The sequence below is a fragment of the Shinella sp. HZN7 genome, from assembly GCF_001652565.1.
In the GTDB taxonomy this organism is placed as follows: Bacteria; Pseudomonadota; Alphaproteobacteria; order Rhizobiales; family Rhizobiaceae; genus Shinella; species Shinella granuli.
Genome location: NZ_CP015736.1, coordinates 1,102,772 through 1,129,204 on the forward strand (window position 1 = coordinate 1,102,772; position 26,433 = coordinate 1,129,204).

General features: G+C 66.8%; 31 protein-coding genes and 1 pseudogene. 21 read left to right on the forward strand and 11 right to left on the reverse strand.

Annotation, left to right across the window (positions count from 1 at the left end; genetic code table 11):
- Positions 1–162: 162 nt before the first annotated feature.
- The 5 genes from shn_RS05280 to shn_RS05300 all read right to left on the reverse strand — a co-directional run bounded on the left by shn_RS05280 (position 163) and on the right by shn_RS05300 (position 4,731).
- Positions 163–2,256, reverse strand: coding sequence for a S9 family peptidase (locus shn_RS05280; protein WP_064329470.1), 2,094 nt, complete (start codon positions 2,254–2,256; stop codon positions 163–165).
- Between the two features lie 68 nt (positions 2,257–2,324).
- Positions 2,325–2,759, reverse strand: a complete 435-nt coding sequence (locus shn_RS05285; RefSeq protein WP_064329471.1) for a DUF6691 family protein — start codon at positions 2,757–2,759, stop codon at positions 2,325–2,327.
- The gene (locus shn_RS05290; protein ID WP_064329472.1) at positions 2,756–3,166 is read right to left on the reverse strand and encodes a YeeE/YedE family protein; all 411 of its coding nucleotides are present in this window, start codon (positions 3,164–3,166) and stop codon (positions 2,756–2,758) included. The genes shn_RS05285 and shn_RS05290 overlap by 4 nt, the downstream gene beginning before the upstream one ends.
- Positions 3,163–3,471, reverse strand: a complete 309-nt coding sequence (bigR, locus tag shn_RS05295; protein ID WP_064332454.1) for a sulfite-sensing transcriptional repressor BigR — start codon at positions 3,469–3,471, stop codon at positions 3,163–3,165. Before bigR ends, shn_RS05290 begins: the two co-directional genes overlap by 4 nt.
- Before the next feature lie 132 nt (positions 3,472–3,603).
- On the reverse strand, positions 3,604–4,731 hold the full coding sequence (locus shn_RS05300) for an AI-2E family transporter (RefSeq protein WP_064329473.1): 1,128 nt from the start codon (positions 4,729–4,731) through the stop codon (positions 3,604–3,606).
- A 161-nt stretch (positions 4,732–4,892) separates the two neighbouring features.
- Between shn_RS05300 and shn_RS05305 the strand changes: the two genes are divergently transcribed.
- The gene (locus tag shn_RS05305; protein WP_371328590.1) at positions 4,893–5,303 is read left to right on the forward strand and encodes a DUF930 domain-containing protein; all 411 of its coding nucleotides are present in this window, start codon (positions 4,893–4,895) and stop codon (positions 5,301–5,303) included.
- A gap of 42 nt (positions 5,304–5,345) precedes the next feature.
- On the opposite strand, the gene shn_RS05310 is transcribed toward shn_RS05305, so the two are convergent.
- Positions 5,346–6,215, reverse strand: coding sequence for a VOC family protein (locus shn_RS05310; protein ID WP_064332456.1), 870 nt, complete (start codon positions 6,213–6,215; stop codon positions 5,346–5,348).
- 304 nt (positions 6,216–6,519) lie between these two features.
- Between shn_RS05310 and shn_RS05315 the strand changes: the two genes are divergently transcribed.
- Positions 6,520–6,843, forward strand: coding sequence for a TraR/DksA C4-type zinc finger protein (locus tag shn_RS05315; RefSeq protein WP_064329474.1), 324 nt, complete (start codon positions 6,520–6,522; stop codon positions 6,841–6,843).
- Between the two features lie 140 nt (positions 6,844–6,983).
- Complete coding sequence (locus shn_RS05320; protein WP_064329475.1) at positions 6,984–7,640, forward strand: hemolysin III family protein; 657 nt, start codon at positions 6,984–6,986, stop codon at positions 7,638–7,640.
- A 39-nt stretch (positions 7,641–7,679) separates the two neighbouring features.
- Here the strand turns inward: shn_RS05320 and shn_RS05325 are convergent, their stop codons facing one another.
- Entirely contained in the window at positions 7,680–8,180 is a 501-nt protein-coding gene (locus shn_RS05325; protein ID WP_084437798.1) for a hypothetical protein, read from the reverse strand.
- 218 nt (positions 8,181–8,398) lie between these two features.
- On the opposite strand from shn_RS05325, the gene shn_RS05330 reads away from it, so the two are divergent.
- Positions 8,399–8,902, forward strand: coding sequence for a GNAT family N-acetyltransferase (locus shn_RS05330; protein ID WP_064329476.1), 504 nt, complete (start codon positions 8,399–8,401; stop codon positions 8,900–8,902).
- Between the two features lie 34 nt (positions 8,903–8,936).
- Here the strand turns inward: shn_RS05330 and msrB are convergent, their stop codons facing one another.
- Positions 8,937–9,344, reverse strand: a complete 408-nt coding sequence (msrB, locus tag shn_RS05335) for a peptide-methionine (R)-S-oxide reductase MsrB (RefSeq protein WP_064329477.1) — start codon at positions 9,342–9,344, stop codon at positions 8,937–8,939.
- Between the two features lie 139 nt (positions 9,345–9,483).
- Between msrB and shn_RS05340 the strand changes: the two genes are divergently transcribed.
- The 12 genes and pseudogenes from shn_RS05340 to shn_RS05390 all read left to right on the forward strand — a co-directional run bounded on the left by shn_RS05340 (position 9,484) and on the right by shn_RS05390 (position 18,756).
- On the forward strand, positions 9,484–9,717 hold the full coding sequence (locus shn_RS05340; protein WP_064329478.1) for an AbrB/MazE/SpoVT family DNA-binding domain-containing protein: 234 nt from the start codon (positions 9,484–9,486) through the stop codon (positions 9,715–9,717).
- A 2-nt stretch (positions 9,718–9,719) separates the two neighbouring features.
- Positions 9,720–10,136 (forward strand): type II toxin-antitoxin system VapC family toxin, encoded by a 417-nt coding sequence (locus tag shn_RS05345; RefSeq protein WP_064329479.1) that lies wholly within the window; start codon positions 9,720–9,722, stop codon positions 10,134–10,136.
- Between the two features lie 114 nt (positions 10,137–10,250).
- Positions 10,251–12,587 (forward strand): putative monovalent cation/H+ antiporter subunit A, encoded by a 2,337-nt coding sequence (locus shn_RS05350; RefSeq protein ID WP_064329480.1) that lies wholly within the window; start codon positions 10,251–10,253, stop codon positions 12,585–12,587.
- 310 nt (positions 12,588–12,897) lie between these two features.
- Positions 12,898–13,317 (forward strand): Na(+)/H(+) antiporter subunit B, encoded by a 420-nt coding sequence (locus shn_RS05355; RefSeq protein WP_064329481.1) that lies wholly within the window; start codon positions 12,898–12,900, stop codon positions 13,315–13,317.
- Positions 13,317–13,694, forward strand: a complete 378-nt coding sequence (locus tag shn_RS05360; protein WP_064329482.1) for a Na+/H+ antiporter subunit C — start codon at positions 13,317–13,319, stop codon at positions 13,692–13,694. Before shn_RS05355 ends, shn_RS05360 begins: the two co-directional genes overlap by 1 nt.
- 17 nt (positions 13,695–13,711) lie before the next feature.
- Positions 13,712–15,247 (forward strand): annotated as a pseudogene (locus shn_RS05365) (Na+/H+ antiporter subunit D); the annotation flags it as partial.
- Between the two features lie 6 nt (positions 15,248–15,253).
- Positions 15,254–15,727 (forward strand): Na+/H+ antiporter subunit E, encoded by a 474-nt coding sequence (locus shn_RS36940; protein ID WP_245337397.1) that lies wholly within the window; start codon positions 15,254–15,256, stop codon positions 15,725–15,727.
- The gene (locus tag shn_RS05370) at positions 15,727–16,092 is read left to right on the forward strand and encodes a cation:proton antiporter (RefSeq protein WP_064329483.1); all 366 of its coding nucleotides are present in this window, start codon (positions 15,727–15,729) and stop codon (positions 16,090–16,092) included. The genes shn_RS36940 and shn_RS05370 overlap by 1 nt, the downstream gene beginning before the upstream one ends.
- Entirely contained in the window at positions 16,092–16,448 is a 357-nt protein-coding gene (gene mnhG / locus shn_RS05375; RefSeq protein WP_064329484.1) for a monovalent cation/H(+) antiporter subunit G, read from the forward strand. Before shn_RS05370 ends, mnhG begins: the two co-directional genes overlap by 1 nt.
- Positions 16,449–16,861: 413 nt before the next feature.
- The gene (locus tag shn_RS05380; protein WP_064329485.1) at positions 16,862–17,296 is read left to right on the forward strand and encodes a MucR family transcriptional regulator; all 435 of its coding nucleotides are present in this window, start codon (positions 16,862–16,864) and stop codon (positions 17,294–17,296) included.
- A gap of 232 nt (positions 17,297–17,528) precedes the next feature.
- Entirely contained in the window at positions 17,529–17,969 is a 441-nt protein-coding gene (locus shn_RS36945) for a helix-turn-helix domain-containing protein (RefSeq protein WP_245337372.1), read from the forward strand.
- On the forward strand, positions 17,962–18,756 hold the full coding sequence (locus shn_RS05390) for a DUF6456 domain-containing protein (RefSeq protein ID WP_064329486.1): 795 nt from the start codon (positions 17,962–17,964) through the stop codon (positions 18,754–18,756). Before shn_RS36945 ends, shn_RS05390 begins: the two co-directional genes overlap by 8 nt.
- Positions 18,757–19,139: 383 nt before the next feature.
- On the opposite strand, the gene shn_RS05395 is transcribed toward shn_RS05390, so the two are convergent.
- Positions 19,140–19,559: a SufE family protein gene (locus tag shn_RS05395; RefSeq protein WP_064329487.1), complete on the reverse strand. Its 420-nt coding sequence runs from the start codon at positions 19,557–19,559 to the stop codon at positions 19,140–19,142.
- A 208-nt stretch (positions 19,560–19,767) separates the two neighbouring features.
- Entirely contained in the window at positions 19,768–20,193 is a 426-nt protein-coding gene (locus shn_RS05400) for a DUF5330 domain-containing protein (RefSeq protein ID WP_064329488.1), read from the reverse strand.
- Between the two features lie 512 nt (positions 20,194–20,705).
- Here shn_RS05400 and shn_RS05405 point away from each other — a divergent pair.
- The 5 genes from shn_RS05405 to shn_RS37400 all read left to right on the forward strand — a co-directional run bounded on the left by shn_RS05405 (position 20,706) and on the right by shn_RS37400 (position 25,340).
- Positions 20,706–22,232: a HAMP domain-containing sensor histidine kinase gene (locus shn_RS05405; RefSeq protein WP_064329489.1), complete on the forward strand. Its 1,527-nt coding sequence runs from the start codon at positions 20,706–20,708 to the stop codon at positions 22,230–22,232.
- A complete protein-coding gene (locus shn_RS05410) occupies positions 22,204–22,917 on the forward strand; it encodes a peptidoglycan-binding domain-containing protein (protein WP_064329490.1) in 714 nt (237 codons plus the stop codon). The genes shn_RS05405 and shn_RS05410 overlap by 29 nt, the downstream gene beginning before the upstream one ends.
- A 123-nt stretch (positions 22,918–23,040) precedes the next feature.
- Positions 23,041–24,492 carry a methyl-accepting chemotaxis protein gene (locus shn_RS05415; protein WP_064329491.1) on the forward strand — a complete coding sequence of 484 codons (1,452 nt, stop codon included), beginning with the start codon at positions 23,041–23,043 and terminating at the stop codon, positions 24,490–24,492.
- Positions 24,493–24,693: 201 nt separating this feature from the next.
- Complete coding sequence (locus shn_RS05420; protein ID WP_064332459.1) at positions 24,694–25,065, forward strand: DUF1491 family protein; 372 nt, start codon at positions 24,694–24,696, stop codon at positions 25,063–25,065.
- A 143-nt stretch (positions 25,066–25,208) separates the two neighbouring features.
- The gene (locus shn_RS37400; protein WP_256388502.1) at positions 25,209–25,340 is read left to right on the forward strand and encodes a hypothetical protein; all 132 of its coding nucleotides are present in this window, start codon (positions 25,209–25,211) and stop codon (positions 25,338–25,340) included.
- 9 nt (positions 25,341–25,349) lie between these two features.
- Here the strand turns inward: shn_RS37400 and shn_RS05425 are convergent, their stop codons facing one another.
- Positions 25,350–26,264: a DUF2336 domain-containing protein gene (locus shn_RS05425; protein ID WP_133033149.1), complete on the reverse strand. Its 915-nt coding sequence runs from the start codon at positions 26,262–26,264 to the stop codon at positions 25,350–25,352.
- Between the last annotated feature and the right edge of the window lie 169 nt (positions 26,265–26,433).

Here is a 26,433-nt window from a genome sequence, read left to right on the forward strand (position 1 = left end):
CCTTCTCCCCGCAGGCGGGGAGAAGGGATTTGCTGCACTGGTTTCCCACCAGGAGGAGATGGTCGAATGCAGGAAAGCCTCACGGCTTGCTTCCTTCTCCCCGCTTGCGGGGAGAAGGTCGCGGCAGCGGGATGAGGGGCTAAACCTCCGCCCGGACCGCCGTCACATCTTCCCCGCCACCTTGATCGCGAAGGCATATTCGAAGGCGATTTCCTCCAGGCGCTGGAAGCGGCCCGAGGCGCCGCCGTGGCCGGCGCCCATGTTGGTCTTGAGGAGGATCGGTTCGGTGCCGGTCGTCTTTTCGCGCAGCCGGGCCACCCATTTGGTGGGCTCCCAGTAGGTGACGCGCGGGTCGGTGAGGCCGGAAAGCGCGAGGATGGCGGGATAGGGCTTCGCCTCCACATTGTCGTAGGGCGAGTAGCTTGCCATGAGCTGATAAAAGTCCTTGCTCTCGATCGGGTTGCCCCATTCCGGCCATTCCGGCGGGGTCAGCGGCAGCGTGTCGTCCAGCATGGTGTTGAGCACGTCGACGAAGGGCACGGCGGCGATGATGCCGCCGAACTTTTCCGGCGCCATGTTGGCGACCGCCCCCATCAGCATGCCGCCGGCTGAGCCGCCCTCGGCGACGATCTTCGCGTAGGACGTGAACTTCTCCTGATTCAGATAATCAGCGGCGGCGATGAAGTCCTTGAAGGTATTGGTCTTCCTGTCCATCTTGCCGTTCTCGTACCAGGCAAAGCCCTTGTCCTTGCCGCCGCGGATATGGGCGATGGCATAGACGAAGCCGCGGTCGACCAGCGACAGGCAATTGGTGTTGAAGGAGGCGGGGATGGTGATGCCGTAGGCGCCGTAGCCGTAGAGCAGGCACGGCGCGGAACCGTCGAGCGGCGTATCCTTCCGGTAGAGCAGGGTGACCGGCACGCTCTCGCCGTCCGGGGCCGGCGCGAAGACGCGGCGGGTGACGTAGTCGTCGATCGTGTGGCCGGATGGCACTTCCTGCGTCTTCAGGAGCGTTCGCTCGCGCGTCGCCATGTTGTAGTCGAAGAGCTGCGAGGGCGTCGTCATCGAGGAGTAGGAGAAGCGGATGACGTCGGTGTCGTATTCCGCCGCGCCGGAAAGGCCGAGCGAATAGGCCTCCTCCGCAAAGGCGATGGCGTGTTCCTCGCCGCTTTCCCGGTCGCGTACGACGATGCGCGGCAGGCCCTCGTGGCGCTCCAGCCAGACGAGGTGGCGGGCAAACGCCATGTGGTTGAGGATCAGCGTGCCCGGGCGGTGCGGCACGACCTCCGTCCAGTTCTCCCGGCCCGGCGCCGTCACCGGCGTCTGCATGATCTTGAAGTCCTTGGCGCCGTCGGCATTGGTGAGGATGTAGAAGACGTCGCCGCCCTCGGTCATCGAATATTCGAGGCCGGTCTGGCGCGGCGCGACGACGACCGGGTTGGCGAGAAGGTCCTTGGTGGAGAGCAGGCGGTATTCGCTCGTCTCGTGGTCGTGGATGTCGATATAGATGAAGTCGTCGATCAGCGAGCCGCCGACCGACATGAAGAAGCCGGCATCCTTCTCCTCGTAGACGAGGCGGTCGTTCTCCTGACGCTCGCCGAGGATGTGATGGAAGATCTTCGACGGGCGGTGGTTCTCGTCAAGCGCGGTGTAGAAGAAGCTCTTGGCATCCGGCGCCCAGACACCGTCGCCGCCGGTATTGGCGAGCTCGTCGCCGCGGTCCTCGCCGGTCGCAAGGTCGCGCACCTTCAACGTGAAATATTCCGAGCCCTTGTCGTCATAGCCCCAGATGCCGAGCGAATGGTCGGTGGAATGGTCGATGCCGGACAGGCGGAAATAGTCCTTGCCCGCCGCCTCCTTGTCGCCGTCGAGCAGGATGGTTCGTTCGCCGCCCTCGCGCGGCTCGCGGAAATAGCGCGGCTGCTCGCCGCCGGTGACATAGGCGGTGCCGTAGGCGAAGGGACCGTCCTTCATGGGCACGGAGCTGTCGTCCTCCTTGATGCGGCCGCGCATCTCGGCAAACAGCGTCTTCTGCAGCGCCTCCGTATCGGCCATCGCGGCCGTCATATAGGCGTTCTCCGCCTCCAGATGCGCGCGGATCTCCGGCTGCAGGATCGAGGGGTCCTTGAACATCGCCTGCCAGTTCTCGTCGCGGAACCAGGCATAGTCGTCGGTGCGGGTGATGCCGTGGCGGGTATCGGAGACCGGCTTCTTGGCGGCGACGGGGGCGGCGGGCAGGTTTTTGAAGACGGGCAAGGGATCACTCCGGCAAATCGGTAGGCGGGACCAGAGAGATAGAGAGCCCGGCGGCCCGCATCAAGCGCTCAGCCCGCGCGGCGGGCGAAAAGCCGGTCGTGCAGCACCATGCCCGCCACCATGCAGGTAACAAAGACGAGGGGTTCTGCCCGGCCGAGCGAAAGGGCGGCCAGCGCCGGGCCGGGGCAGAAGCCGCCAAGCCCCCAGCCGAGGCCGAACAGCGCCGAGCCGAGGATCAGTCTGCGGTCGACGGGGCGGGTGTCGGGCAGGTGGAAGCCCTCCGCGAAGGCCGGGCGTGCCAGGCGGCGGACGAGGACGAGGCCGAGCGTCATGACGGCGACGGCGCCGCCGAGCACGAAGGCAAGGCTTGGATCCCAGGCGCCGGCAAGGTCGAGGAAGCCCTGCACGCGTGCCGGGTCCAGCATGCCGGAAAGGGCAAGGCCGAGGCCGAAGAGCGCGCCGCAGGCGAACGCCGACAGGATTTGCGGGAGAAAGCGGGTCACAGGCCGGAACTCCGCAGGAGCGCGACGGCGAGCACGCCGGCAACGAGGAAGCTGGCGACGGCGGCGAAGGAGCGCGGCGAAAGCCGGGCAAGGCCGACGACGCCGTGGCCGCTGGTGCAGCCGGAGCCCATGCGCGTGCCGAAGCCGACGAGGAGGCCGGCGGCGGCGATGAGCGGCAGCGGCGCGGTAATGGTGACGGCCGGCCAGCCGCCGGCAAGGCCGCGGTAGAGGACGGGGCCGAGAAGGAGGCCGGCGACGAAGGCGGCGTTGACGGCGACATTGCTGCCCTCCGCGAGCCGGCCGACAATGCCGCTGATGCCGGCGACGCGGCCGTTGAGGACGAGCAGCAGTGCGGCGGCAAGGCCGATCAGCATGCCGCCGAGAAGGGCGGGAAGATAGGCGGTCATGGGCTGTCCCCGTCCGTGCAGAAGATCGTGTAGAGCGCGCCGACGAGCCTTGCGGCCTTTTCGGCGGTGAGGCGGTAGAAGATCTGCTTGCCCTCGCGGCGCGTCTCGACGATGCCGGCCTCGCGCAGCACGTTGAGCTGCTGGGAGAGCGTCGGCTGGTGGATGCCGAGCCGCCGTTCGAGGTCGCCGACGCAGAACTCGCCCTCGATGAGGGTGCAGACCAGCATCAGCCGGGCCGGATGGGCGAGCGTCTTCAGCAGGCCTGCGACCTCCGCCGCCCGCGCTTCCATGGCCTGCGGCGGCATGGTCCCGGCGCCGCCGGGCGGGTTGGTCGTACTCACGCGGGGTATCCTTCCAGTCATCGCCAAAACATTATACATTTTCATATAATGTATAATGTTCATGCGCAAGCGGGCTGGCGAGGGTGCGGCGGTTTGTCAGCCGGGCAGGCTGCGGCGGGCCTTGCGCTTGGCGGGGCGCAGCTCGTCGGCGATGGTCATGCCAATGATGGAGAGGGGCAGGGCGAGCATGGCGCCGGCCGCGCCCCACATCCAGGTCCAGAAGATGATGGCGGTGAAGATGATGAAGGCGTTGACCTCCAGCCGCTTGCCCATCACGGCCGGCATGATGAGGTTTTCCATGGCGAGGTGCACGAGGAAGAAGGCGAGCGCCGGCAGGAGGCCCATCATCAGCGTCTCGTGCGTGAGAAGGCCGGCGGTGGCGAGCGCGATGGTCATCAGCGTCACGCCGAGGAAGGGAACGAACGAGGAGAGGAAGGCGAACAGCCCCCACAGCACGGGCATGGCCAGCCCGCCGCCCCAGGTGATGAGGGCGGTGACGATGCCGAGCGCGCCGTAGACCAGCGCCGCGGTGGCGAAATAATAGCCGAGCGCGCTGTCGATGGCGTTCATGATGCGGATGGCGGCGAGCCGCTGGCCGCGGCGCGGAAAGGCCATGATGAGCATCTGGCGCAGCTTCAGCCGCGCGGAGAGGAAGAGCACCAGCGCCGCGAAGAAGATCATGGCCTGCAGCAGGGCGGGGGTGAGGCTGGCCGAGAGGATGCCGAGGATGCTGCCGGTGTTCTCCAGCACTTTCTCCATCGACATCTGGCCGCTCTCGAAGGTCTGCGGGCTGATGCTCAGCCAGCCGAAACGGGAGAAGAGCGGCGTGATGCGGTCATAGGCCCCGCGCACCAGGTCGGGCGCGTTGGCGGCGAGCTGGGTGATCGGGTCGGCAAGCAGGCCGGCGATGAAGAAGACGCCGGTCCCGAAGGCGCCGGCCAAAAGCAGCGCCGTCGGCAGCGGCGGAATGCCGAGTTCGGTGAGCTTTTCCGCCGCCACGCCGAAGATGAGGCCGGTGACGACCGCCAGCGACAGCGGAATGAGGATCGGCGCCATGAGATAGACGACGGCCATCGCCATGATGGCGAAGATGCCGATCGCCGCCCAGGCGGCGGCGATGTCGAGCGCGTAGCGGCGTGGCGCGTCTTCCGAAAGGTCCTTTTCGATGTCGATGCTGCCCCGCAAGAGCCGCCGTTCGGCCGGTTTTCCAGAGATGTCGTGCATGATGTAGCCCCTCTTTGGCGCCGGAAACGCGCGAGGCGTACGGAAGTTCCGCCCTGTGGGGTGAAACCTGCGGTGGGTTGCCAGCGTCGCGAAATCGACATATTGCCCGTTAACCCCGAATTAAGGTGTCGGAAATGACGCCACGAAGAGGAGGCCGACAGTTGAAACGACAGGCAGGCGGGCTTTTCATCGCCCTTTGCACCCTGGCGCTCGCGCCGCTCTGTTCATCGCCCGCGCTGGCGATCGATGCCCGCGTCCGCAGCCAGCTCCAGAAGCTGACGCCGGAAGAGCGGCTGGAACAGCGCTGCGACATCGAGGCGATGGACAAGATCAGCGGCGGCAAGGGCGGCTTTCGCCCGGACAAGGTGATCGCCTATGCCTTCGGCGATCCCAAGCTCGACGGCACGACGATCAGGACGAAGGGCGCCGTCTTCCGCAGCGGCGGCGAATGGTATCGCCTCTCCTACAAATGCGAGGCGAGCGCCGACCGGCTGGAGGTCAACGCCTTCAAGTACCGCATCGGCGACATGGTGCCGCGCGAGGACTGGGCCGAGCACTATCTCTACGATTGAGGGTGCGGGAGTATTATCTCGCACCGCTTCTTGGCAAGGCCTTCAGGCCGAGAGCCTGAGGCCGATGCCCCAGGGGTCGACGAGCGAGACGGTGTCGCCGCTGCGCGTCGTGGGGATCGCCAATGCGTCCAGCTTGTTCAGCGCCGTTTCCAGCCTGGCCGGTTCGGTGAAGCGGATCGTGTAGTCGGCAAGGCCGCTCATGCCGGGCTGGCGCTTCGGCTGGCCGTGCGAGTTCCAGACATTGGCGGCGACATGGTGGTGGTATTTCCCCGTCGCGAAGAAGCTGGCGCCCGGATAGGTCGCCATGATGTCGAGGCCGAGCACGTCGCGGAAGAAGGCGTCCGCTTCCGGGATGTCGGAGACCTGGAGGTGGATGTGGCCGATGGCGGTGCCGTTTTCCTGGCCGGTCCAGCCGTCCTTCGGCGCTTCGTCGTAGAGCGCCTGCAGGTCGAGCCGGTGCGTCGCCATCTTCACCGTGCCGTCAGGCACATAGGTCCATTCGGAGCGGTCGCGGTCGCGATAGACCTCGATGCCGTTGCCTTCCGGGTCGTCGAGATAGATCGCCTCGCTGACGAGGTGGTCGGAGGCGCCGGTGAGCGGCACGTTGTTGTGCGCGACATGGGCGAGCCAGCGGCCGAGCTCCCTGCGATCCGGCACGAGGAAGGCGGTGTGGAACAGGCCCGGCGCATTGCGCGGCGCGCGGGCGGCATTGCTGCCCGTCGTCAGCGTCAGAAGCGGCCGGCCGGCAACGCCGAGCGTTTCGCCCGAGGCCGACTTTTCGAGCACCGAAAGGCCCATCACCTGCTGGTAGAAGGCCGAGAGCATCGGCAGGTCGATCACCGTCAGGTGCGAATGGTCGACGAAGGCCGGCATGTCGACGGCGTGGCTGGTCGTGGTGGTCGTATCGTTCATCGGGGCGGTCTCCGCGCGGCTGGGGCCGGCCCTGGTGGCGGCGATGCCCGCGGCGGCGGCGCCGAGGAATGTCCGTCTGTCGAGGTCCGTCATGGTTTGATCCCTGTCTCGGTTTCCCCTGGAAACCGTTCTGTCGGAAGGGAATATGGCGGAGCGGCGGCGTTCACGAAAGGTGGGATTTCGGCGATTTACTGTCAATGCAGTGTTGACGGTGCCGGCTCGGAAACTTGATTCCGATCAATGTCGTTTCTCGGGTACGATGCCATTTTCGGCGCATGATCGACAACGAAGGGAGACCGGTATCGTGACGGACCTGGCGCAGTACAAGGACATTCTGGAGACCCGCAAGCGCGAGCTCTACCGCCGCCTCAACAAGATCGAGAAGGATCTCGACACGCTGAAGAGCGGCGACAGCGCCGACCGCGCCATCGAGCGGGAGAACGACGAGGTGCTGGAGGAATTCGGCACGACCGGCCTCAAGGAACTGGGCGCCATCGACGCCGCGCTCGACCGCATCGCCGCCGGCACGTTCGGGCTCTGCGCCAAGTGCGGCGCGCCGATCTCCGAGGCCCGCCTCGCCGCCGTGCCGCATGCCGCGCTCTGCGAGGAATGCATCGCGCAGCAATGAGGCGCCGCCCGCCGTTGGTGGGATCCGCGGGCTCGACCCGAGGATCCGTCTCACACGGCAAACTTTTGTGATCCGGGCACACCCTTGCCCCCCGCCTCCAAACGCGCCACCATGGTCGAAAGGACAAGGCAGGATCGGTCGTGGAGATCAAGGGCGTCAAATGGAACTATGACCGGGTCGAGGTGATCGCCGACGGCATCGTGCATGGCGTCGGCGTGGTCTTCGCGCTGATCGGCGTGACGGCGCTGATCTTCTATGCCACCGTCTGGGCGACGAGCGGACAACTGGCGGCCGCCTGGGTCTACGGCATCGGGCTCGTCGTCGCGCTCGCCACCTCCTTCGCCTACAATCTCTGGCCGGTCTCGAAGGTCAAGTGGCACCTGCGCCGCTTCGACCATGCGGCGATCTTCGTGCTGATCGCCGCCACCTACACGCCCTTCCTGCAGCGCGGCATCGACGATCCGCTGCTGGCCGGCATGCTCGTCGGCATCTGGCTGATGGCGGCGGGGGGCGTCGCGCTGAAGTTCCTCTTTCCCGGCCGCTACGACCGGCTGGCGATCCTCATCTATCTCGCCATGGGCTGGAGCGGTGCCCTTGCCGCCGGGCCGCTGACGACGCATCTTTCCGCCGCCACGCTGACGCTGATCGTCGCCGGCGGCGTGCTCTATTCGGTCGGCGTCATCTTCCATGTCTGGGAGAAGCTGCGCTTCCAGAACGCCATCTGGCACGGCTTCGTCGTCGCCGCGGCCGCCGTGCATTATTCGGCGGTGCTGACCAGCGTCGTCTCGGGCGCCTGACGGCGTGTTCCGCCGCAAGACCGCACTGCCGAAACTGCTCTATTGCGCCGGTGGGGCGGCGCCCTGCGCGCTCGTGCAGCCCTCGGCCGGCCGCAGCGATTTCACCAGTCGCCCGACGAGCGGCGACATCTGCGCCTTCATCGACTGCGGATATTCCAGCACGAAGGAGGCGGCGGCGTCCTCGCACAGCGCGATGATCCGGTGATAGAGGATGGAATCGACGAGCGTGCCGGAAAGGCTCGCCCAACCGGCCGTCTGCCGGTCATAGCTGAGGTCCCAGCCCTCCTGCAGATAGGTCTCGCGCCGGCCGGCGACCTCCTCCTCGAACGGTCCGGTCGCCAGGTGGTTCGCCCAGACGGAGAGCTTCGCTTCGCCCTTGGCATAGGTCCGCCCGTCGCCATTGCCGGCTTCCTGCACGAGCGAGAACCCGGGCGGGATCTCCATCGTGAAGCCGAAGCGGGCTTTGACATAGGGCTCCCAGCCCTGCGCGAAGGCGGCGACGGGGAGGGCGAGGAAAAGGAGAAGGAGAAAGCGTTGCACGATCGGCTCCTCGTTGATGGCGTCCCCGGGGAACGGACAAAGAGGGGTGTTTCTTCGCCCGGCAATCGCTGCCGAAATCGCGAAGCGATTCCGTTTCAAGGAATTGAGCAGCGTTTTTTAAACTGTTGCAGCAACCTTTGCGCGTCAAGTTTGCCTAAAGCAGGCTGGACAGCTTTCCTGCTCCTCCTGTATGGCACGAGGCAAAACCGGGGGAAACCATGGACATCACGATACGCGACGCCGTGGAGGCGGATCTTCCGGGCATCATGGAGATCTACAACGACGCCGTCGCCAACACGACGGCGATCTGGAACGAGGCGGTCGTCGACCTCGACAACCGCAGGGCCTGGTTCTCCGCCCGCCGCGAGCGCGGCTTCCCGGTGCTCGTCGCCGTGCGCGGCAAGCAGGTGATCGGTTACGCTTCCTATGGCGACTGGCGGGCCTTTGACGGCTACCGTCACACGGTCGAGCATTCCGTCTATGTGCGCGGCGATGCCCGCGGCAGCGGCACGGGCAAGCGCCTGCTCAAGGCGCTGATCGACCGGGCAAGCTTCAACGGCATCCATGTGATGATCGCCGGCATCGAGGCGGAGAACACCGCCTCGATCAAGCTGCACGAGAATCTCGGCTTCCGGGTTGTCGGCCGGTTCAGCGAGGTCGGCATCAAGTTCGGCCGCTGGCTGGACCTGACCTGCATGGAGCTCAAGGTCCCCAAGCGGTAGGACCGGTCGGCCCGAGACCGCCTTTCCGCGCGCCTCAATCCGGATCGAAGCTGAGCGCCACGCCGTTCATGCAGAAGCGCAGGCCCGTCGGCGGCGGGCCGTCCGGGAAGACGTGGCCGAGATGGGCGTCGCAGTCGGCGCAGCGGATCTCCGTGCGCGTCATGCCGTAGGAATAGTCGGTATGGTCCGTCACCGCGCCGGCTTCGATCGGCTCGTAGAAGCTCGGCCAGCCGGTGCCGGAATTGAACTTCGCCTCCGACCGGTAGAGCGGCCTGTCGCAGCAGATGCAGTGATAGGTGCCCTTCTTGGAGAGATCGAAGTCGGGGCTGGAAAAGGCGCGTTCCGTGCCGTGCTCGCGCGTGATGCGGAACTGCTCCGGCGTCAGGATCTCCCGCCACTCGTCCTTCGTCTTGTTGACCTTCAATGTCTTCGTGTCGCTCATCGCGTCCTCCTGTCGGTGCATAGATAGGGTGCCGGTGGCGGCAAGACAATCGTCGGCTGTGTTCCATTGCGGGATTGGCAATCGTGCGGTTTGTGGCGTAGAGTAATACCGGTTTTCAACAAGGTATTACCGAGGTCTCATGAGCACGACGGTGACGAGCAAGGGGCAGGTGACGATCCCCAAGGCCGTGCGGGATTTTCTCGGCATCGGCCCCGGCAGCAGGGTCGAGTTCCGCCGGGTCGGGGACGGCAGCATTGTCGTGGTGCCGCTGGACGACGCCCGGCCGGAAAGCCGGTTCGCCCGCCTGCGGGGCCAGGCCGGCAAAGGGATGACGACGGACGAGATCATGGCGCTGACGCGCGGCGACGATTGACCATGTTTCTGGTCGATACGAACGTCCTGCTCGACCTCGTGACGGAAGACCCGGCCTGGGCCGCGTGGTCGCAGGCGGAGCTGGAAGCCGCCGCGCTGCTCGGTCCTCTCGGGATCAACGATGTCGTCTATGCCGAACTTTCGGTACGCTACCGGGATATTGCTGATCTCGATGCGATGATCGCGCTTGCGCAACTGGACCATCTGCCCATGCCGCGGCAGGCGCTTTTTCTTGCCGGAAAGGCCTTCCAGGCCTACCGCAGGACCGGCGGCAGCCGGACGGGCGTACTTCCGGATTTCTTCATCGGCGCCCATGCCGCGGTCGCGGGCCTGACCCTGATCACGCGCGATGCCGCGCGATACCGTACCTATTTCCCGAACCTTGCCGTACGCACGCCCGATGCGCGTGAAGGTGGGTAAAACGTCGCAGGTTTGCCGTTCGAGGGTGGCGGTTTTCCTTCCGGCGACGTAGAACCGGCGATCTGAAAAAAAAACACGGCACGACGGGCGAAGCCCGCGCATGAGGGAGAGGGGATGATACCAGACACGATGGGCTTGACCTTCCTTGCCTTCTGTCTGCCGTTTCTCGGCGCGCTGGTCGCGCCCGCGCTCACGCGGCTCCTCGGTCACCATGCGGCCTGGCCGCTGGCGCTGGTGCCGGCCGCGATCTTCCTTCACTTCCTCGGCTTCAATGCGGAGGTCTCGCGCGGCGAGATCGTCACGGGCGGCTATGCCTGGGTGCCGTCCTACAATGTCAGCTTCTCCTGGCTGATCGACGGCCTGTCGCTCGCCTTCCTGCTCCTGATCTCCGGCATCGGCGCGCTCATCGTGCTCTATGCCGGCGGCTACCTGAAGGGACATCCGCACCAGGGGCGGTTCTTCTCCTTCATCCTGATGTTCATGGGCGCGATGCTCGGCCTCGTCGCCTCCGACAGCTTCCTGATGCTCTTCGTCTTCTGGGAGCTGACCTCGATCACCTCCTTCCTGCTGATCGGCTTCGACCATGCGCGCGAGGCCGCGCGCCGCGCCGCGCTGCAGGCGCTGGTCGTCACCGGCGGCGGCGGGCTCTTCCTGCTGGCCGGCCTGCTGCTCCTGTGGAACGTCACCGACGTCACGCAACTGTCGCTCCTGATGTCCTTCGGCGCGGAGGTGCGGGCAAGCCCGTTCTACCTGCCGCTGCTCTTCCTCATCCTCGGCGGCGCCTTCACCAAGTCGGCGCAGTTCCCGTTCCATTTCTGGCTGCCGAACGCCATGGAGGCGCCGACGCCCGTCTCGGCCTATCTCCATTCGGCCACCATGGTGAAGGCCGGCGTCTACCTCCTGATGCGGCTCAATCCCGTGATGGGCGACACGCCCGCCTGGGAGACGATCCTGCCGGCCTTCGGCGGGCTGACGCTGCTCGTCGGCGCGGTGCTCGCCATCCGCCAGACGGACCTGAAGCTGATGCTCGCCTATACGACGGTCGCCTCGCTCGGCCTTCTCGTGATGCTGACCGGCTTCGGCTCGCAGCACGCGGTGGCCGCCGCCGCGCTCTATCTCGTCGCCCACTCGCTCTTCAAGGGCGCGCTCTTCATGGTCGCCGGCCTCATCGACCACGAGACGGGCACGCGCGACATCACCAGGCTCGGCGGGCTCAAGCGGGCGATGCCCGTCACCTTCCTTGCCGCGCTGCTTGCCGCGCTCTCCATGGCCGGCCTGCCGCCCTTCTTCGGCTTCCTCGCCAAGGAGGAGATCTATGCGGCGCTTGCCGGCGGCAGCCTGCGCGCCATCGCGTTCACCGCCGCGGCCGTCATCGGCAACGGGCTGATGTTCGCCGTCGCCTTCGCGGTGGCGCTGAAACCGTTCCTCGGCGCGCCGGTCGAGACGCCGAAACATGCGCATGAGGGGCCGGCCCTCCTGTGGATCGGCCCCATGCTGCTCGCCATCAAGGGGCTTGTCATCGGTCTCTTTTCCGCCGTCGCCCATGCCCTGCTGACGTCGCCGCTCGCCTCCGCCATCGCCGGTAAGCCGGAGACGGTCACCATTTCGGCCGTGCCGCATCTCGGCCTCGCGCTGGCGCTGTCCGTCGTCACCATTGTTTTCGGTGCCGCCGTCTTCCTCCTCATCGACAAGGCGCGCGCGGCGGCGAACCGGCTGGTCGAGGATATCGGCTGGGGACCGGACCGTGGCTTCGACCAGGTGATGACGGGCCTCGTGCGTGCCGCCGCGGCGATCACCCGCCGCGTCCAGCCCGGCCGCATGGAAATCTACATGACGGCGACCTTCGCGGTGATCGCGCTGGCGCTGCTCGTGCCGCCCGCCGTCTATGGCGAATGGCCGCGCCTGCCGGTCTGGCCGGCCGACATGCCGTTCCACGAACTGGCGGTCATGGCGCTCGCCGTCCTCGGCATCGGCGCGGTGCTGACGGCGAGCAACCGCCTGACGGCCATCGTCGCGCTCGGCATCCAGGGCTTCTGCGTCGCCATGCTCTTCCTGCTGTTCGGCGCGCCGGACCTCGCCTTCACGCAGTTCATGATCGAGACGCTGTCGGTCGTCATCCTCGCCCTCGTCATGACGCGGCTGAAGCTGACGCCGCGCGACCATCGTCCCCTGCGGGAGAAGGTCCCGGATGCGGTCATCGCCATCGCCTGCGGCCTCGGCTTCTCGCTCTATCTCCTGAAGGTCACGCAGGGCCGCTTCGACACGGCGCTCACCGATTTCTTCAATCTCTATTCCAAGACGATCGCGCATGGCGCCAATGTCGTGAACGTCATCATCGTCGATTTTCGCGGCACGGACACGCTGGGCGAGATCGCCGTCGTCATGGTGACGGGCCTGGCGATCCTCTCGATCATCCGCATCCGCAAGGGCAAGGCGGGAGGCAAGGTGTGATGGTCTGGGCTTGCAGCCACCCCCCTTCGCCTTGCCGGCCATCGTCCCCTCAAGGGGGAAGATCGGCCAGTGGCACGGTGTCGCCGCATCCCCCTTCTCCCCGCCTGCGGGGAGAAGGTGCCGGCAGGCGGATGAGGGGCGGGCAGGGCGCTGGGACCCTTTTGACGCCGGGTTCGATTGGCCGGCATTGCCCCTCATCCCGTTGCCGCGACCTTCTCCCCGCAGGCGGGGAGAAGGGGCAGGGGGCATGCTTTTCCGTTCATGAGCAGCCGTTCTGTTGCTCAGCCGCCTTCGTTGAAGGGCTTCACCCATGAACACGCTCATCTTCCGCACCGTCGCCCCGTTCCTCACCGCGCTCATGGTGCTGTTCTCGCTCTTCGTGCTGCTGCGCGGCCACAACGAGCCGGGCGGCGGTTTCATCGGCGGGCTGATCGCCGTCTCGGCCTTCGCGATCTACGGCATCGCCAACGGCATTGCCGCCGTGCGCAAGGCGCTGTGGTTCCATCCGATGACGATCTCCGCCTTCGGCCTCTTCATCGCGGCGATTGCCGGCCTGATGTCGATCTTTTTCGCCGTGCCCTTCATGACGGGTCTCTGGGTCTATCCGGTCATCCTCGGCGTCGAGATCCCGCTTTCCAGCGTCATGCTGTTCGATACCGGCGTCTATCTCGTGGTGGTGGGCGCGATCACCTCGATCGCCCTGGCGCTGGAAGCGGAGGAGGACGCCTGATGGAAGTGCCCTTCGTCCTCCTCATCGGCCTGTTCTTTTCCGCCGCCGTCTATCTGATGCTGTCGAAGTTCCTGGTGCGCGTGCTGCTCGGCGTCGTGCTGCTCGGCAATGCGGTGAACCTCCTCATCTTCACCAATGGCCGCATCCTGCGCGAAGTGCCGCCGATCATTCCGGTCGGCCATGACGTGCCGCAGGCGCTCACCGCCAATCCGCTGCCGCAGGCGCTCATCCTGACGGCGATCGTCATTTCCTTCTCCTTCTTCGCCTTCCTGCTGGTGCTCGTCTACCGCGCCTACCAGGACCTCGGCACCGACAACGGCAACGAGATGCGCCTGGCGGAGCCGGAAAACGATCCCCTTCCGCCGACCGGCTACTGACAGGACCCGACCCGCCAATGGCCGCCACGCCGACCGATCTCTCCGAAGCCCTCGTCATGACCCCGGTCGCCACCGCCGACTGGCTTGTCGTGCTGCCGCCCGCCTGGTGCATCCTGGCCGGCGCGGTGCTCCTGATGGCCCGCAAGTCGCTGCACCTGCAGGGCTTCCTTGCCATTCCCGCGCTGGCCGTGCTGGTGCTGCTCGATGCGCTACTGCTCGCCCATGTCGCGGCGAACGGCCCGGTCACCATGGTCATGGGCCGCTGGCTGCCGCCCTTCGGCATCGCGTTCACGGCGGACCTGACGGGCGTGCTCTTCGCCCTTGCGGGTGCCGTCGTGGCGCTTGCCGGCGCCGTGCACGCGCTGACCGATATCGACGGCAGCGGCCGGCGCTACGGCTTCTATCCGTTCCTGCTGCTGCTGATGGCCGGCGTTTCCGGCGCCTTCCTGACGGGCGACATCTTCAACCTCTATGTCTGGTTCGAGGTGCTGCTGATCTCGTCCTTCGGCCTCATCACGCTCGGCTCGGAGCCGCGGCAGATCGACGGCGCGATCAAGTATGCCTTCCTCAACCTCATCGCCACGACGCTGTTCCTGATCACGACCGGCTATCTCTACGGCATCTTCGGCACGCTCAACATGGCCGACATCGCCGCGAAGGCGGCAGCGAGCCGCGCCGAGCTGCCGCTGATGACGCTCGCCATGCTCTACCTCACCGCCTTCGGCATGAAGGCCGCGGCCTTCCCGGTGAATTTCTGGCTGCCGGCCTCCTACCATACGCCGCGCATCGTGGTGTCGGCGCTGTTCGCGGGCCTCCTCACCAAGGTCGGCATCTATGCGCTGCTGCGCACGCTGATCATGCTCTTCCCGGTCGAGCGGGAGGAACTGAGCTTCGTCATCGCGCTCACCGGTGCCGCCACCATGCTCCTCGGCGCGCTCGGCGCGCTCGGGCAGAACGACATCCGCCGGCTGCTCGGCTATCTCGTCATCTCGGGCATCGGCGTCATGCTGGCCGGCCTGTCGCTCGGCAGCCCGGGCGGCACCGGCGGGGCAATCTTCTATGCGCTGCATTCCATGGTCGTGATGACGGGGCTCTACATGGCCGCGGGGCTTGCCGGGCGGCTTTCCGGCACGTTCGACCTTTCCCGCCTCGGCGGGCTCTATGCGCGCTCGGCGCTGTTTTCCGCGCTGTCGCTGGTGCTGTTCTTCGCCGTCTCCGGCCTGCCGCCGTTCTCCGGCTTCTGGCCGAAGGTCATGGTGGCCAAGGCGGCCATGGATATCGGCGCCTGGTGGCTGGCGGCAGTGGTCTTCCTCAGCGGCTTCCTGACCACCATCGCGGTCGGCCGCGTCTTCCTGCTGGCCTACTGGCGGCCGGCGGGCGGCGCGCTTTCGGCCGAGACCATTCCGGCAAGCGCATTGCTGCCGCTTGCCGTGCTCACCGCGCTGACGGCGGTCTTCGGCCTCTTCCCGGAGGCGCTGCTCTCGACCATCCAGCTCGCAGCGCAGGGGCTGGCCGATCCGCGGGCCTATATCGGCTCCGTCTTTCCGGGGGGAACTGACATGCGGCCCGCCTTCACCGTCGCCCTCTTCGCGCTCGCCTGGCTCGCCGTTTCCGGCAGCTTCACCATCGCCAACCTGCTGCTCGGCCTTGTCGCCGGCGGACTGTCGCTCGCCCTCATCCGCGATCACATCCGGCCGGACGGACGGCGCGTCCGGCCCCTGAAGCTGCTGTCGCTCGTCCTGCTGTTCATCAAGGAACTGGCGCTCTCCGCCTGGAAGGTGGCGGTGCTGGTGGCGAGCCCGAAAATGGTTCTGAAACCCGGCATCTTCGCCTTTCCGCTGACGGTCGACCGGGATTTCGAGATCACGCTGCTCGCCAATCTCATCACGCTGACGCCGGGCACGCTCTCGGTCGACGTCTCCGCCGACCGCAAGGTGCTCTATGTGCACGCGCTCGACTGCTCCGATCCCGTCGGCGCGCGACGGGACATCGCCGGTGGTTTCGAGAAGAAGATCCTGGAGGCCTTCCGCTGATGGGCGCCGAAACCGTCATCTCCGCCGCCGCCACGTTCGCGCTCTTCCTGATGTGCGCGGCCTTCTTCCTGACGGCCTACCGGGTCATCAAGGGGCCGACGCTGCCGGACCGCATCGTCGCGCTCGACATGCTGGTGGCCATCGCCATCGGCTTCATTGCCGTCCTCGCCATCAGGACCGGCTTCAACCTCTATATCGACATCGCCATCGCGCTCGGCCTCGTCGGCTTCCTCGCCACCGTCGCCTTCGCGCGCTTCGTGCTGCGCCAGGGCATGGAAGCGGACGAACCGGCAGCGGAAGGCGAAAGCCCCGGCCGCAGGGGCGGGCGGCAGAGGAAAGCGGCCAAGGCAAGGAGGCGGCGCTGATGCTGGATCTCGTTCTCGCGGTCATCGTCGCCGTCATGCTGGTCGCCGGCGGCGTCTTCACCTTCCTGGCGGCCCTCGGCATCGTGCGCCTGCCGGATGTTTATACGCGCATGCATGCCGCCTCGAAGGCCGGCACGGTCGGCTCCGGCCTCATGCTCTTTGCCGCCGGCATCCATTCGCTGGATGCGGCGATCTTCACCCGGGCGCTCGCCGGCTTCGTCTTCTTCGTGCTGACGGCGCCGATCGCCGCCCATCTCATCGCCAGGGCGGCCCACGAGGCCGGTTATCGCCTTTCGCGTCATACCGTGCTCGACGAGATGCGCGACGCGCGCGAACGCAGCAACAAGAAGCGTTGATAAAGGGTTGAGGTGCAAACCCCAAGAAATTATAGTATCCACTAATTTTTATTGGTTTCTCTTTACCTCAAAGATTTCAGGGTTGTTTCTCTAAAATAATACTGGACAACGAATTGCGGAATGATATTCCAGACGAAGTAAAGCATTCGGGTTGATTTGGCTTGCGTGCGGCTTTCCTGTTTAAGTTGAGTTCGGACCGTATTTATGCCTAGAGGGGTATATGTCTCGGAAAGAGCTGCTGCATGACGCGATGGCCGCTGTAGTGGAAGTTATATTGACGGAAATGTCTGCATTTCGACCGGCGAGCATTATTCTGCCACAGGATCGCCCGACAAGGACGCTTTACGCCGAATTGATTGTCCAGGCCGGTGGATAGGGCCATCGACCTTCGCGTTGTCCGACAGGAGAAAGAAATGACCGAAACAACCCTTGGCGCCGGCTCCAATCTGCTTGTGGAACTGACTGCCGATATCGTCGCTGCCTATGTCGGCAACCATGTCGTTCCCGTCTCAGAGCTGCCGGGCCTGATCGCCGACGTGCATGCCGCGCTCAACAACACGACGCAGCCCGCCGCCGCCGTGGAAGTGCCCGTCGTCGCCGAAAAGCCGAAGCCGCCGGTGCCGGTGAAGAAGTCCGTGCAGAACGACTACATCATCTGCCTGGAAGACGGCCAGAAGTTCAAGTCGCTGAAGCGCCACCTGATGACCCATTACGGCATGACCCCGGAAGAATACCGCGAGAAGTGGGACCTGCCCGCCGACTATCCGATGGTCGCGCCCGCCTATGCGGAAGCCCGTTCGCGCCTCGCCAAGGAAATGGGCCTCGGCCAGCGCCGCAAGGGCAAGTAAACCCCGCATTCGGAATGCGGAATGAAGGCCGGTCCCGCATGGGGCCGGCCTTTTGCGTTTGCCGGCCGGTCCGGGCGCATATCGGAGGAGATTGAGGAATAAAAGCCTATGCGGGGAAGGCTGGCATAAATTTATAAAGAAATTCAATGCATGGTTGCGGGGTGATGCTTCATTCGTCCCCGTCGATCCTCTAGGGTGTATGAATAAATTCCTATCAACGGAGTGGCCAGTCATGCACCAGTTCATCGTTCCCCACCGGCGGGCGTCCTTCAAGACCGCGTCCGGCTCCGCCCTCGCGCCGGAGACCAAGAGCGCCGTGCCGGGTGCGGCGCCGGCCCTGCCGGTGGTGCCGGCCGGCGTTGCCTGCCGCATCGTGCGCCAGCTCGTCCTGGAGATGACGGCGATGGCGGGCGACCGCTCGCTCTTCCGGCGCGACAGCCGGCGCTCCACCTGCCATGTGCGCCAGATCGCCATGTATGTCTGCCACGTCGTGCTGCAACTGTCGCTGTCCGATATCGGCGCGGCCTACGGGCGCGACCGCACCACGGTCGGCCATGCCTGCAATGTGGTGGAGGATCGCCGCGACGATGCCGCCTTCGATGCCTTCGTCTCGGCGATCGAGCGTGTCGTGCTGTCGGTCTTCGGCCCGGCGGGGATCGGCAGCCATGCGTGAGGGGGCGGTGATGGACGATGCCGCGCTTGCGAAGGTCCTGCGCTTCCTGCTGGCGGTGGGCGAGGCGCGGCTGGCCGAAGACGCCGTCCTTGCCGCCGACGGGCGCCGGCAGCCGCTCGCCCCGGCGGTTCTCGCCGAGGCGCTGCGCCTCGGCCTCGTCGGGCGAAAGGGCGAGCGGCTTTTCGCGGCGGCGGAGGCGCGGGCCTATCTGAAGCGCCGGCTCTGCACGGCCGAGACGCCCTTTGCCCTGCAGCACCGCGACATGGCCGAGGTGACGGTGCTGCGCGACGGGGTGCGGGAAAGGGCGCTCGCCAACCGGCTGGAATCGCCGCTGGCGAGCCTCACCCGGCTGAAGGAGAAGACGGGCGAGGCCTTCCTGCCGGACACCGCCCTTGCCGCCGGCGAGCGGCTGCATGCGGATTTCACCCGCGGCGGCCTGCAGCCGCGTTTGACCATGTCCTGGGAGCCGCGCATCGCCGGCCGCCAGAAGGGCGAGGCGGGCGCGGCGCGCGAGCTCACCGACACCGCGCTTGCCGCGCGCCTGCGCGTCGCGCGCGCCATCGCGGCGATCGGGCCGGAACTGTCGGGCGTCGCGCTCGATGTCTGCTGCTTCATGAAGGGGCTGGAGACGGTGGAGCGCGAGCGGCAATGGCCCGCCCGCTCGGCCAAGCTGATGCTGCGCGCCGCCCTGATGGCGCTCGCCCGCCACTACGCCCCGCCGGCCCCGGCCGGGCGGCGGGCGCATGCCTGGGGTGCGGAGGGCTATCGGCCGGATCTGCCGGGGTGAGGGGGCCTCGCAGGGGAATGCGGCGTTAGGTTCGTTGTTCCGCAAAATGGGCACGGCAGCCGCATATGAGCAGGCGAAGCAGCATGTGGCATCACCCCCCTCTGGCCTGCCGGCCATCTCCCCCTCAAGGGGGGAGATCGGCAAGAGGCAAAAACCTTGCTCAATCAGCAGCTTTTGAGATTGGCGGGACGGTGCCCCATCCAATCTCCCCCCCTTGAGGCGGCAGCTTCTTCAGAAAGGCAGGACCGATGGGACGGTGCCCCATCCAATCTCCCCCCCTTTGAGGGGGAGATGGCCGGCAGGCCAGAGGGGGTAATGGCCCGGTCAACAAGGGAGATCGGGGGCAGCGATGCTGAGGCCGTTCAGGCGAAAATGCCGGCCGCCTACGCCGCCACCCGCATCGCCGCCTCTTCCCTTATGCGCCGCACCATCGAGCGCAGGCCGTTGGCGCGCTGGGAGGAGAGGTGCTCGACGAGGCCGATGGCGTTGAAGGTGTCGATGGCGTCGAGGGCGGCGATCTCGGAGGCGCGCTTGCCGGAATAGATGGCGAGCACGATGGCGACGAGGCCGCGCACGATATGGGCGTCCGAATCGCCCGTGAAGGTCATGACCGGATCGGCGCCCGCGCCGACCTGGCTGACGAGCCAGACCTGGCTGGCGCAGCCCTGCACCTTGTTGGCGGCCGTGCGCTGCTCCTCCGGCAGGTCCGGCAGCGCCTTGCCGAGCTCGATGACATAGCGGTAGCGGTCCTCCCATTCGTCGAGGAAGGCGAAGTCGTCGATGATCTCTTGCAGCGTGGCCATGGTTCTTCCGTGTGCGGGGACTGCCTTCATATAGGCGAGGCCGCCCGGAATTTGAACCGCAAACCGACGGGGCAAAAAGAAACGCCGCAGGGAACGGGTCCATGCGGCGGTTGCAGGGCAACGAGTGAGGCAGGCAGAAAAACGGTCGGGCGGCGTCCGGAGGGGAAAGAGGATCCGTTTCCGGACGGGCGGGAAATGGGGGGCGGTATCAGCCCTTGTGGTCGGGGCGGCGGGTCGGGATGGCGACGGTGCCGGTGATGACCTCGTCGTCGGCGTCGATGGTCGCCATGGCCGGGAGCGGCTGGTCGAGCGCTTCCCTGGCGGCCGGATCGGCCTTGGCGACGGCGGTGCCCTCTTCGGCGAACTGGGTGTCGAGGAACTGGTAGGCGATGCGGGCGCCTTCGCGGGCCCGGTGGCCGAGGGCGACGAAGGTCTCGGCGCCCTTCTCGCAGACGTCGGGCTTTTCCAGGCACATGGCGGTGACGTAATGCAGCGCTTCACTGGCGGCGGTGAAGGTGCCGCCGATCTCGACCGTCGGGCCCTTCTCCAGCTTGGCGGAGGATTCCGCGTCCAGGAAGGGGAGCAGGACGAGAACCAGTGAGAACCAGAACGTTCCCTTGATCAGAAACCACATCACTTGCCATCCTCGTTATCGCCTCGGCTCTTTGCGGCCTTCGGCTTGTCTGGTCCTTGGCGAACCGTTGATGCGAGAATAGGGGCGGGAAGGAAATTCCCCTTTGCAGGAATCATTCGGGTTTTGCCCAGTTTTGATTAAAATGCGATCTATCTCGTTCCTGTCGGCACTTTAAACGCATTTGAGGCGGATTTTAGCGATTGCCGTTAAGGATCGTGGCGGGCCGCGCCGCGGCAAGGCGCCGGAATGCCGGGAGGGCGTCTTCCGGCCCTTTGCCCCAGAAGTTAATATGAACAGAAAAATGCCGCAAAATGAGGCGCTTACGCCCCGTTAACCACGCCGGACGAATGGCCGTTGGATTGCCCCGAAATGGGACTTTTGGGCCTTTTTGACCCGCTTTCAGGCCCCGCCGTTTATCCTTTCCTTAAGTCGCCGATGCGATTTTGGGCGCACCAAAAGAACATAAACGGCAGGGTATCGCGTTGCGCCAATTGACCACCATCGCTGACAGAATGGCAGCCCGCCTGGGCGCCGTTGCTGGCGTTGCTGGCGCGTCCGTTGCCGATCAGCGCCCGTCCGCGTCGCTGCGCGCCACCACGCTGGCGCTGCTGGCGGCCGTTCCCGGCCTGCCGCTCATCCTGTCTGCCGTCATGCCCGCCTCCGCCGCGCTGCCGGCCGGCGTCGCGCTGGCCGGCGCCGGCGCACTGCTGACGGCGGCGGCCGCGACCCTCAAGGAAAAGCCGGCGCCGCGGAAGAGCTTTGCCGAGGAGCTGGCCGCCGCCGCGCCGCCCGCCGCCTCTCCTTATGATCTCTTCGCCGGCCTCGTGACGCTGCATGATGCGCGCGGCTTCGTCACGGCGGTGCATGGCCGCGACCGCGCCGACATGCTTGCCTGGATGCGCGATCCCATGGGCCGCGGCTATCTCGACCAGATCCATGTGTCCGACCGGATCGGCTTCCTCGCCGCGATCGACCGCCTGCGCCAGGGCGGCACGCGCGAGACCGTCGAACTGCGCATCGACCGCCCGCGCATCGAGGCGGATGCCGAGCAGTTCACCCATATGCGCGTGGAAATGACGGCGCTTGCCGGTGCGGACGGCGCGCTGTCCGCCGTCGTCGCCCAGTCGCGCGACATGTCCGACGAGGCGCGGCTGCGTGGCGAGAGCGCGCGCAAGGCGGCCGAGGCCGAATCGGCCAATGATGCCAAGACGCGGTTCCTGGCCGCGGTCAGCCACGAGCTGCGCACGCCGCTGAACGCCATCCTCGGCTTTTCCGACATCCTTGCCGGGGAGTATTTCGGCAAGCTGGAGAACGACCGGCAGCGCGAATATGTCACGCTGATCCACCAGTCGGGCTCGCATCTCCTGTCGGTCGTCAACACCATGCTCGACGTTTCGAAGATCGAGGCGGGCCGTTACGAACTCATGAGCGAGCCCTTCCTCGTCGCCGACAGCGTGAAGGCCTGCGAGCAGATGCTCGGCCTCCAGGCGCGCGAGAAGGGCATCAAGCTGACGAGCCGCGTGCCGCGCGCCATCGGCGAGGCCGTCGCCGACCAGCGGGCGATCCAGCAGGTGCTCATCAACCTCGTCGGCAATGCGATCAAGTTCACCGACCGCGGCGGCATCGTCACCATCGATGCGACGCGCGAGGGCCGGGACCTCATCCTGACCGTCAGCGATACCGGCATCGGCATCCCCGCCGACAAGCTGGCGCTGATCGGCCAGCCCTTCATGCAGGTGCAGAACGAATATACCCGCAAATACGAGGGCACCGGCCTCGGCCTGTCGCTGGTCAAGGGTCTCGTGGCGCTGCATGGCGGCAGCTTCCTCATCCAGAGCCGGCCGGGCGAGGGCACGGTCATCAGCGTGCGCGTGCCGGCCGACGGCTCCGGCATCGCGCAGGAAAACGACCTGCGGCCGGGACCTGCATCCACCGTCGAATTTCCGCCGCGCCTTGCGGCTGTGATCGAGACGGTTTACGAGCCGTCGCGAGATGGCAAGGACACGAACGATGAACGCGCACGTCAGAAGACAGCCTGAGCGGCGGCCCCAGGGCCAGACCCGCAAGGGCCGGTCCGGCACCCGCGTGGAGCCGCGCCGGCCGAATATCGTGATCGCCGCGCTTGCGGCGCTCGGCGGCCTTGCCGCGCGCCACCCGACCGTGGTCGGCGGCACCTGCGCTTTCGTCGTGGTCTTCTCCTTCGTCGCCGCCAATGCGCTGTGGTACCAGCCGGGCGGCCATCCGGCGCCGTTCCTGAAGATGCGCTCGGCCGACAATTCCCTCGGCTTCACCGCCACGAAGCCCGAGCCGCACGATGTGACGACCTTCGTCATCGAGCGGGCCGAGGAGGGCGAGCCGCTGCCCGAGGTGACCGACGTGACGCCCGCCGAACGGCCCTTCGACGAGGTGGCCAAGGTCATCGAAAGCAAGCCGGCCCAGACGCAGGCGGACGTCGAGGAAGACCCGGTGGCCGCGGCCATCCTGCAGGCCGAGGCCGATCCGGCCGTCACCTCCGCCGTCGCGCGGCCGGTGCCGAGCGAGCTGGTGATGAAGATCCAGAAGGGCCTCAGCAACATCGCCTATACGGATATCGCGGTGGACGGGCTGATCGGCGAGAAGACCCGCACGGCGATCCGCCATTTCGAAAAGCACTATCGCCTGCCGGTCACCGGCGAGCCGAACGAGAAGGTGCTCGCCAAGCTGAAGGACATCGGCGCGCTCTGACGAAGGCGCGCTCCATGCGACCAAAGTCGCATGCCGCAATGGCACATCTGCCGATGGTTCTTAAAGGATGCGTTAACCATGCCTGCCGGATGATCCGATCATCATCGGGAGGATCGTCGAACCATGTCCAACGCTGCCTTGCGTGAGACTGCGCATACCCGAAACGAGGATGAAGGACAGGCGCCGGTCGATGGCGCTGCGCTGCGCCGGGTCGTCGGCTCGCTGGCCGTCGAGGCGTCGGACCTCGGCCTGCATCTCGTCGATATCGCCGGCTCCATCCAGGACACCGCCGCCCAGTCGCGCGAGCACGCTACGCTCTTCACCCGGCTGACCCAGTCGGCGACCGCGATCGCCAGCGCCAATGGCGACATCGCCCGCTCGCTGGGCGAGACGGACCAACTGGCCGCGAGCGCCCGCCAGGTGCTCGGCGAGCAGGCGGTGCAGCTCGACGGCTCGATTGCCGCCATCGACCACATGGTGACGGCCTCCAACGAGATCGGCACGGAAATCTCCGCCTTTTCCGGGGCGCTGGCCGATGTCGGCCGGCTTGCCGACGCCATCGGCACCATCGCCCGGCAGACCAATCTCCTGGCGCTGAACGCGGCCATCGAGGCGGCGCGCGCGGGCGAGGCGGGCAAGGGCTTTGCGGTCGTGGCGGCGGAGGTGCGGGCGCTGTCGCTCGAAACCTCCAGCACGACGGCCTCGATCCAGAAGACGCTGCAGGCGCTGCGCGCCCGCATCGACCGGCTGGAGGCGGCGGGCGAGGAGGCGCGCGTTTCCGCCGAGGGCGTCAAGGCGACGGCATCGCAGGTTCAGGGCTCGTTCGCCGGCGTCGAGGAGGTCATGTCGAAGATCCTCGACAGCGCCTCGGCGCTCGCCGCGACGACGGGCGCCGTGGACCGGGAATGCAGCGACTTCGCACGCTCGATCGGCGCGGCCTCGGCGGAGATCATCCGGTCCAACGAGACGCTGCAGGGCGCTTCCGGCAAGGTCGGCGAGGTGGTGGCGATTTCCGAGCGCATCATCCAGGCGACGGCGAGCGCCGGGATCGAGACGCCGGACAGTCCCTATATCCGCCTCGTGCAGCAACTGGCCGACAAGGTCTCGGCGCGCTTCTCGGCCGCCGTCGCCAGCGGCGAGATGGGCATGGAGGCGCTGTTCGACCGGCAGTACCGGCCGATCCCGGGCACCGATCCGGTGCAGATGACGACGCGTTTCACCGATTTCACCGACCGCGTGCTGCCCGATATCCAGGAGCCGGCGGTGGCCGCGGACACGCGCATCGCCTTCTGCGCGGCGATCGACGACCGGGGCTACCTGCCGACGCACAACCGCAAGTTCTCCGAGCCGCAGCGGCCGGGCGATCCGGCCTGGAACACCGCCAACTGCCGCAACCGCCGGATCTTCGACGACCGGGTGGGGCTCGCCGCCGGGCGCAGCACGGAACCCTTCCTCGTGCAGACCTACCGCCGCGACATGGGCGGCGGCCAGTTCGTGCTGATGAAGGACATCTCCGCCCCCATCACCGTCAACGGCCGCCACTGGGGCGGGCTGCGGCTGGCGATCCGGGTGTGAGGCGGGGCTTTTCCTGGCCGCGGTGATGGCGGCGCTGCCCCTCATACCGCTGCCGCGACCTTCTCCCCGCAAGCGGGGCGAAGGGGAGGATGCAGCGTTTTCCCGGGTCCATCGCGGGCATTGTTTGGGGAACGGTAGCGGGATGAGGGCGCGCCAGGCTTCGCCATTGCCCGATCGCGCCGCGCCGTGTATGCCGCCGCCATGCGCCTTCGTTCCGATATCTTCGTTTCCGCCCTGATGCGCCGGGTCTTTGCCCGTGGCGATTTTGCGGCTGTCGAGGTGAAGGGCGCGGAGGAGGCGGGGGCGGTGTTCGTGCGGCAGGTGTTCCGCGACGGGGCGGAAAGCCTCCATGCGCCGGCGCCGCAGAGCTTCTTCGAGGCCGAGGAGAGCGGGCTCCGGCGCTTCGAGACGCGGCTGGAGCGGGTCGAGGCGCCTGCCGTCGCCGAGGCGCTCGCCCGGGAGCGGCGTTTCGACGGCGATCTCTGGGTGGTGTCGATCGAGACCGACGATCTCGGCGATCTCATCGACTTTGCCGCCGCCGAGCCGAAGGACGACGGGTTCTTCCGGCGCTGACGATGCGCTGGCGCGCTCCAAGCGCCCGATAACGGCGGTTTCGTTCCGGGGGCCTGTTCCCGCGGGAACATCGCGGCGGCGCCGGGCATGGGAAAAGGGAGGCACACAGGCGCTGGCCTGTGTCGAACCCTCGGAGAAACGCCATGTTCATCGTGCTGCCCGCTCTTGCACTGCTGATTTCGGGAATGTTCGTCGTGACCACGCTCGCCGCGCTCTCGGCCGAGCGCAACGAAGGCGCGACGATTCGCGTACCGGCCAGGCGCCGGATTTTCTAGTAGAAACGATCAGCCGGCGGCGCGGTGCCGCGTGGCTTCGGAGGACCTGTCGTGGTGATCCTGCCCATTCGACTGCGCGTCGTCGGCGTTTGCCGCCTTCGGCAGGCCGTTGCCATTCGTGTAGCTGTCCGCCCGCTGCCAGCTTTCGACCCGGTCGATCGCCTCGGCCGGGTCTAGCGCCGAAAGCAACGCCGCCGCGCCCCCTTCGGCGAGGTGCGGATAGATCTTCGTCAGCACGAACAGGCTGTCTGCGTCCGGCACGTCGAGCGCCAGCAGCGTCTCGGCGAGCTGGCGGCCGGACACGTCGAGAAGGATGCGCTCGGACAGCCACTGGCTGGAGCCGAGCGCGTCGGCGAGCGTGACGGCCAGCATGCCGGCCTCGCCCGCGCGCGCGAACCGCACGAACAGCGCCTGGTGCGCCTCCGTTGCCGGCTCGAGCCCGAGGGGCGCTTCGACGGCGGGCGTTGCGGCGCGCACCAGGGCGCGCAACTCCTCGCGGATCTGTTCTTCCCGCTCCAGCCTTGCCGCTTCCTTCAGCGACGCCTCGCGATCCTCGCCGACCCTGCGGCTGGCATGGTCCTGATGGCTTGCGACCAGCGCCTCGACCACGGCGGGGGAGAGGTCGTCCCGCCGGCCGATGGCGCGGGCATGCTCCGGGCCGGCGGCGCGCAGCACATGCATCAGCGTGCGATCGGCAATGGCCTTCGAGCCCATGAGGAAGATGGCGGCGACGCCGATCGGCTGGGTGGCGATGAAGAGGGCGGTTTCGTCCGGCACCTGCGGGCAGCGCGAGAGCGCGGCGACGGCCTGCCGGCGGGCCTCCTCGGTGGAGGCGTTGTAGAGCGGCTCGAAGAGCTCACCGAACTGGCGCAGGTCCGAGCGCGAGGGAAAACGCAGGCTCTCGAAGCTGGAGACCGTGGCCATCAGCACGATGTCCTTCGGCCGCCCTGCCTGCGGTCTCTCCAGTTCGCGAAACCTGTCCGCCACAAAACACCTGTTCAGTCCCCGGAACGGCAGCCCCCCGCCGCTTCCCAATCGTTCATGAAAAGTAGAGGAAAAGCGTTAGCAAGGCGTTAACCCTGCTCGCGTGGAA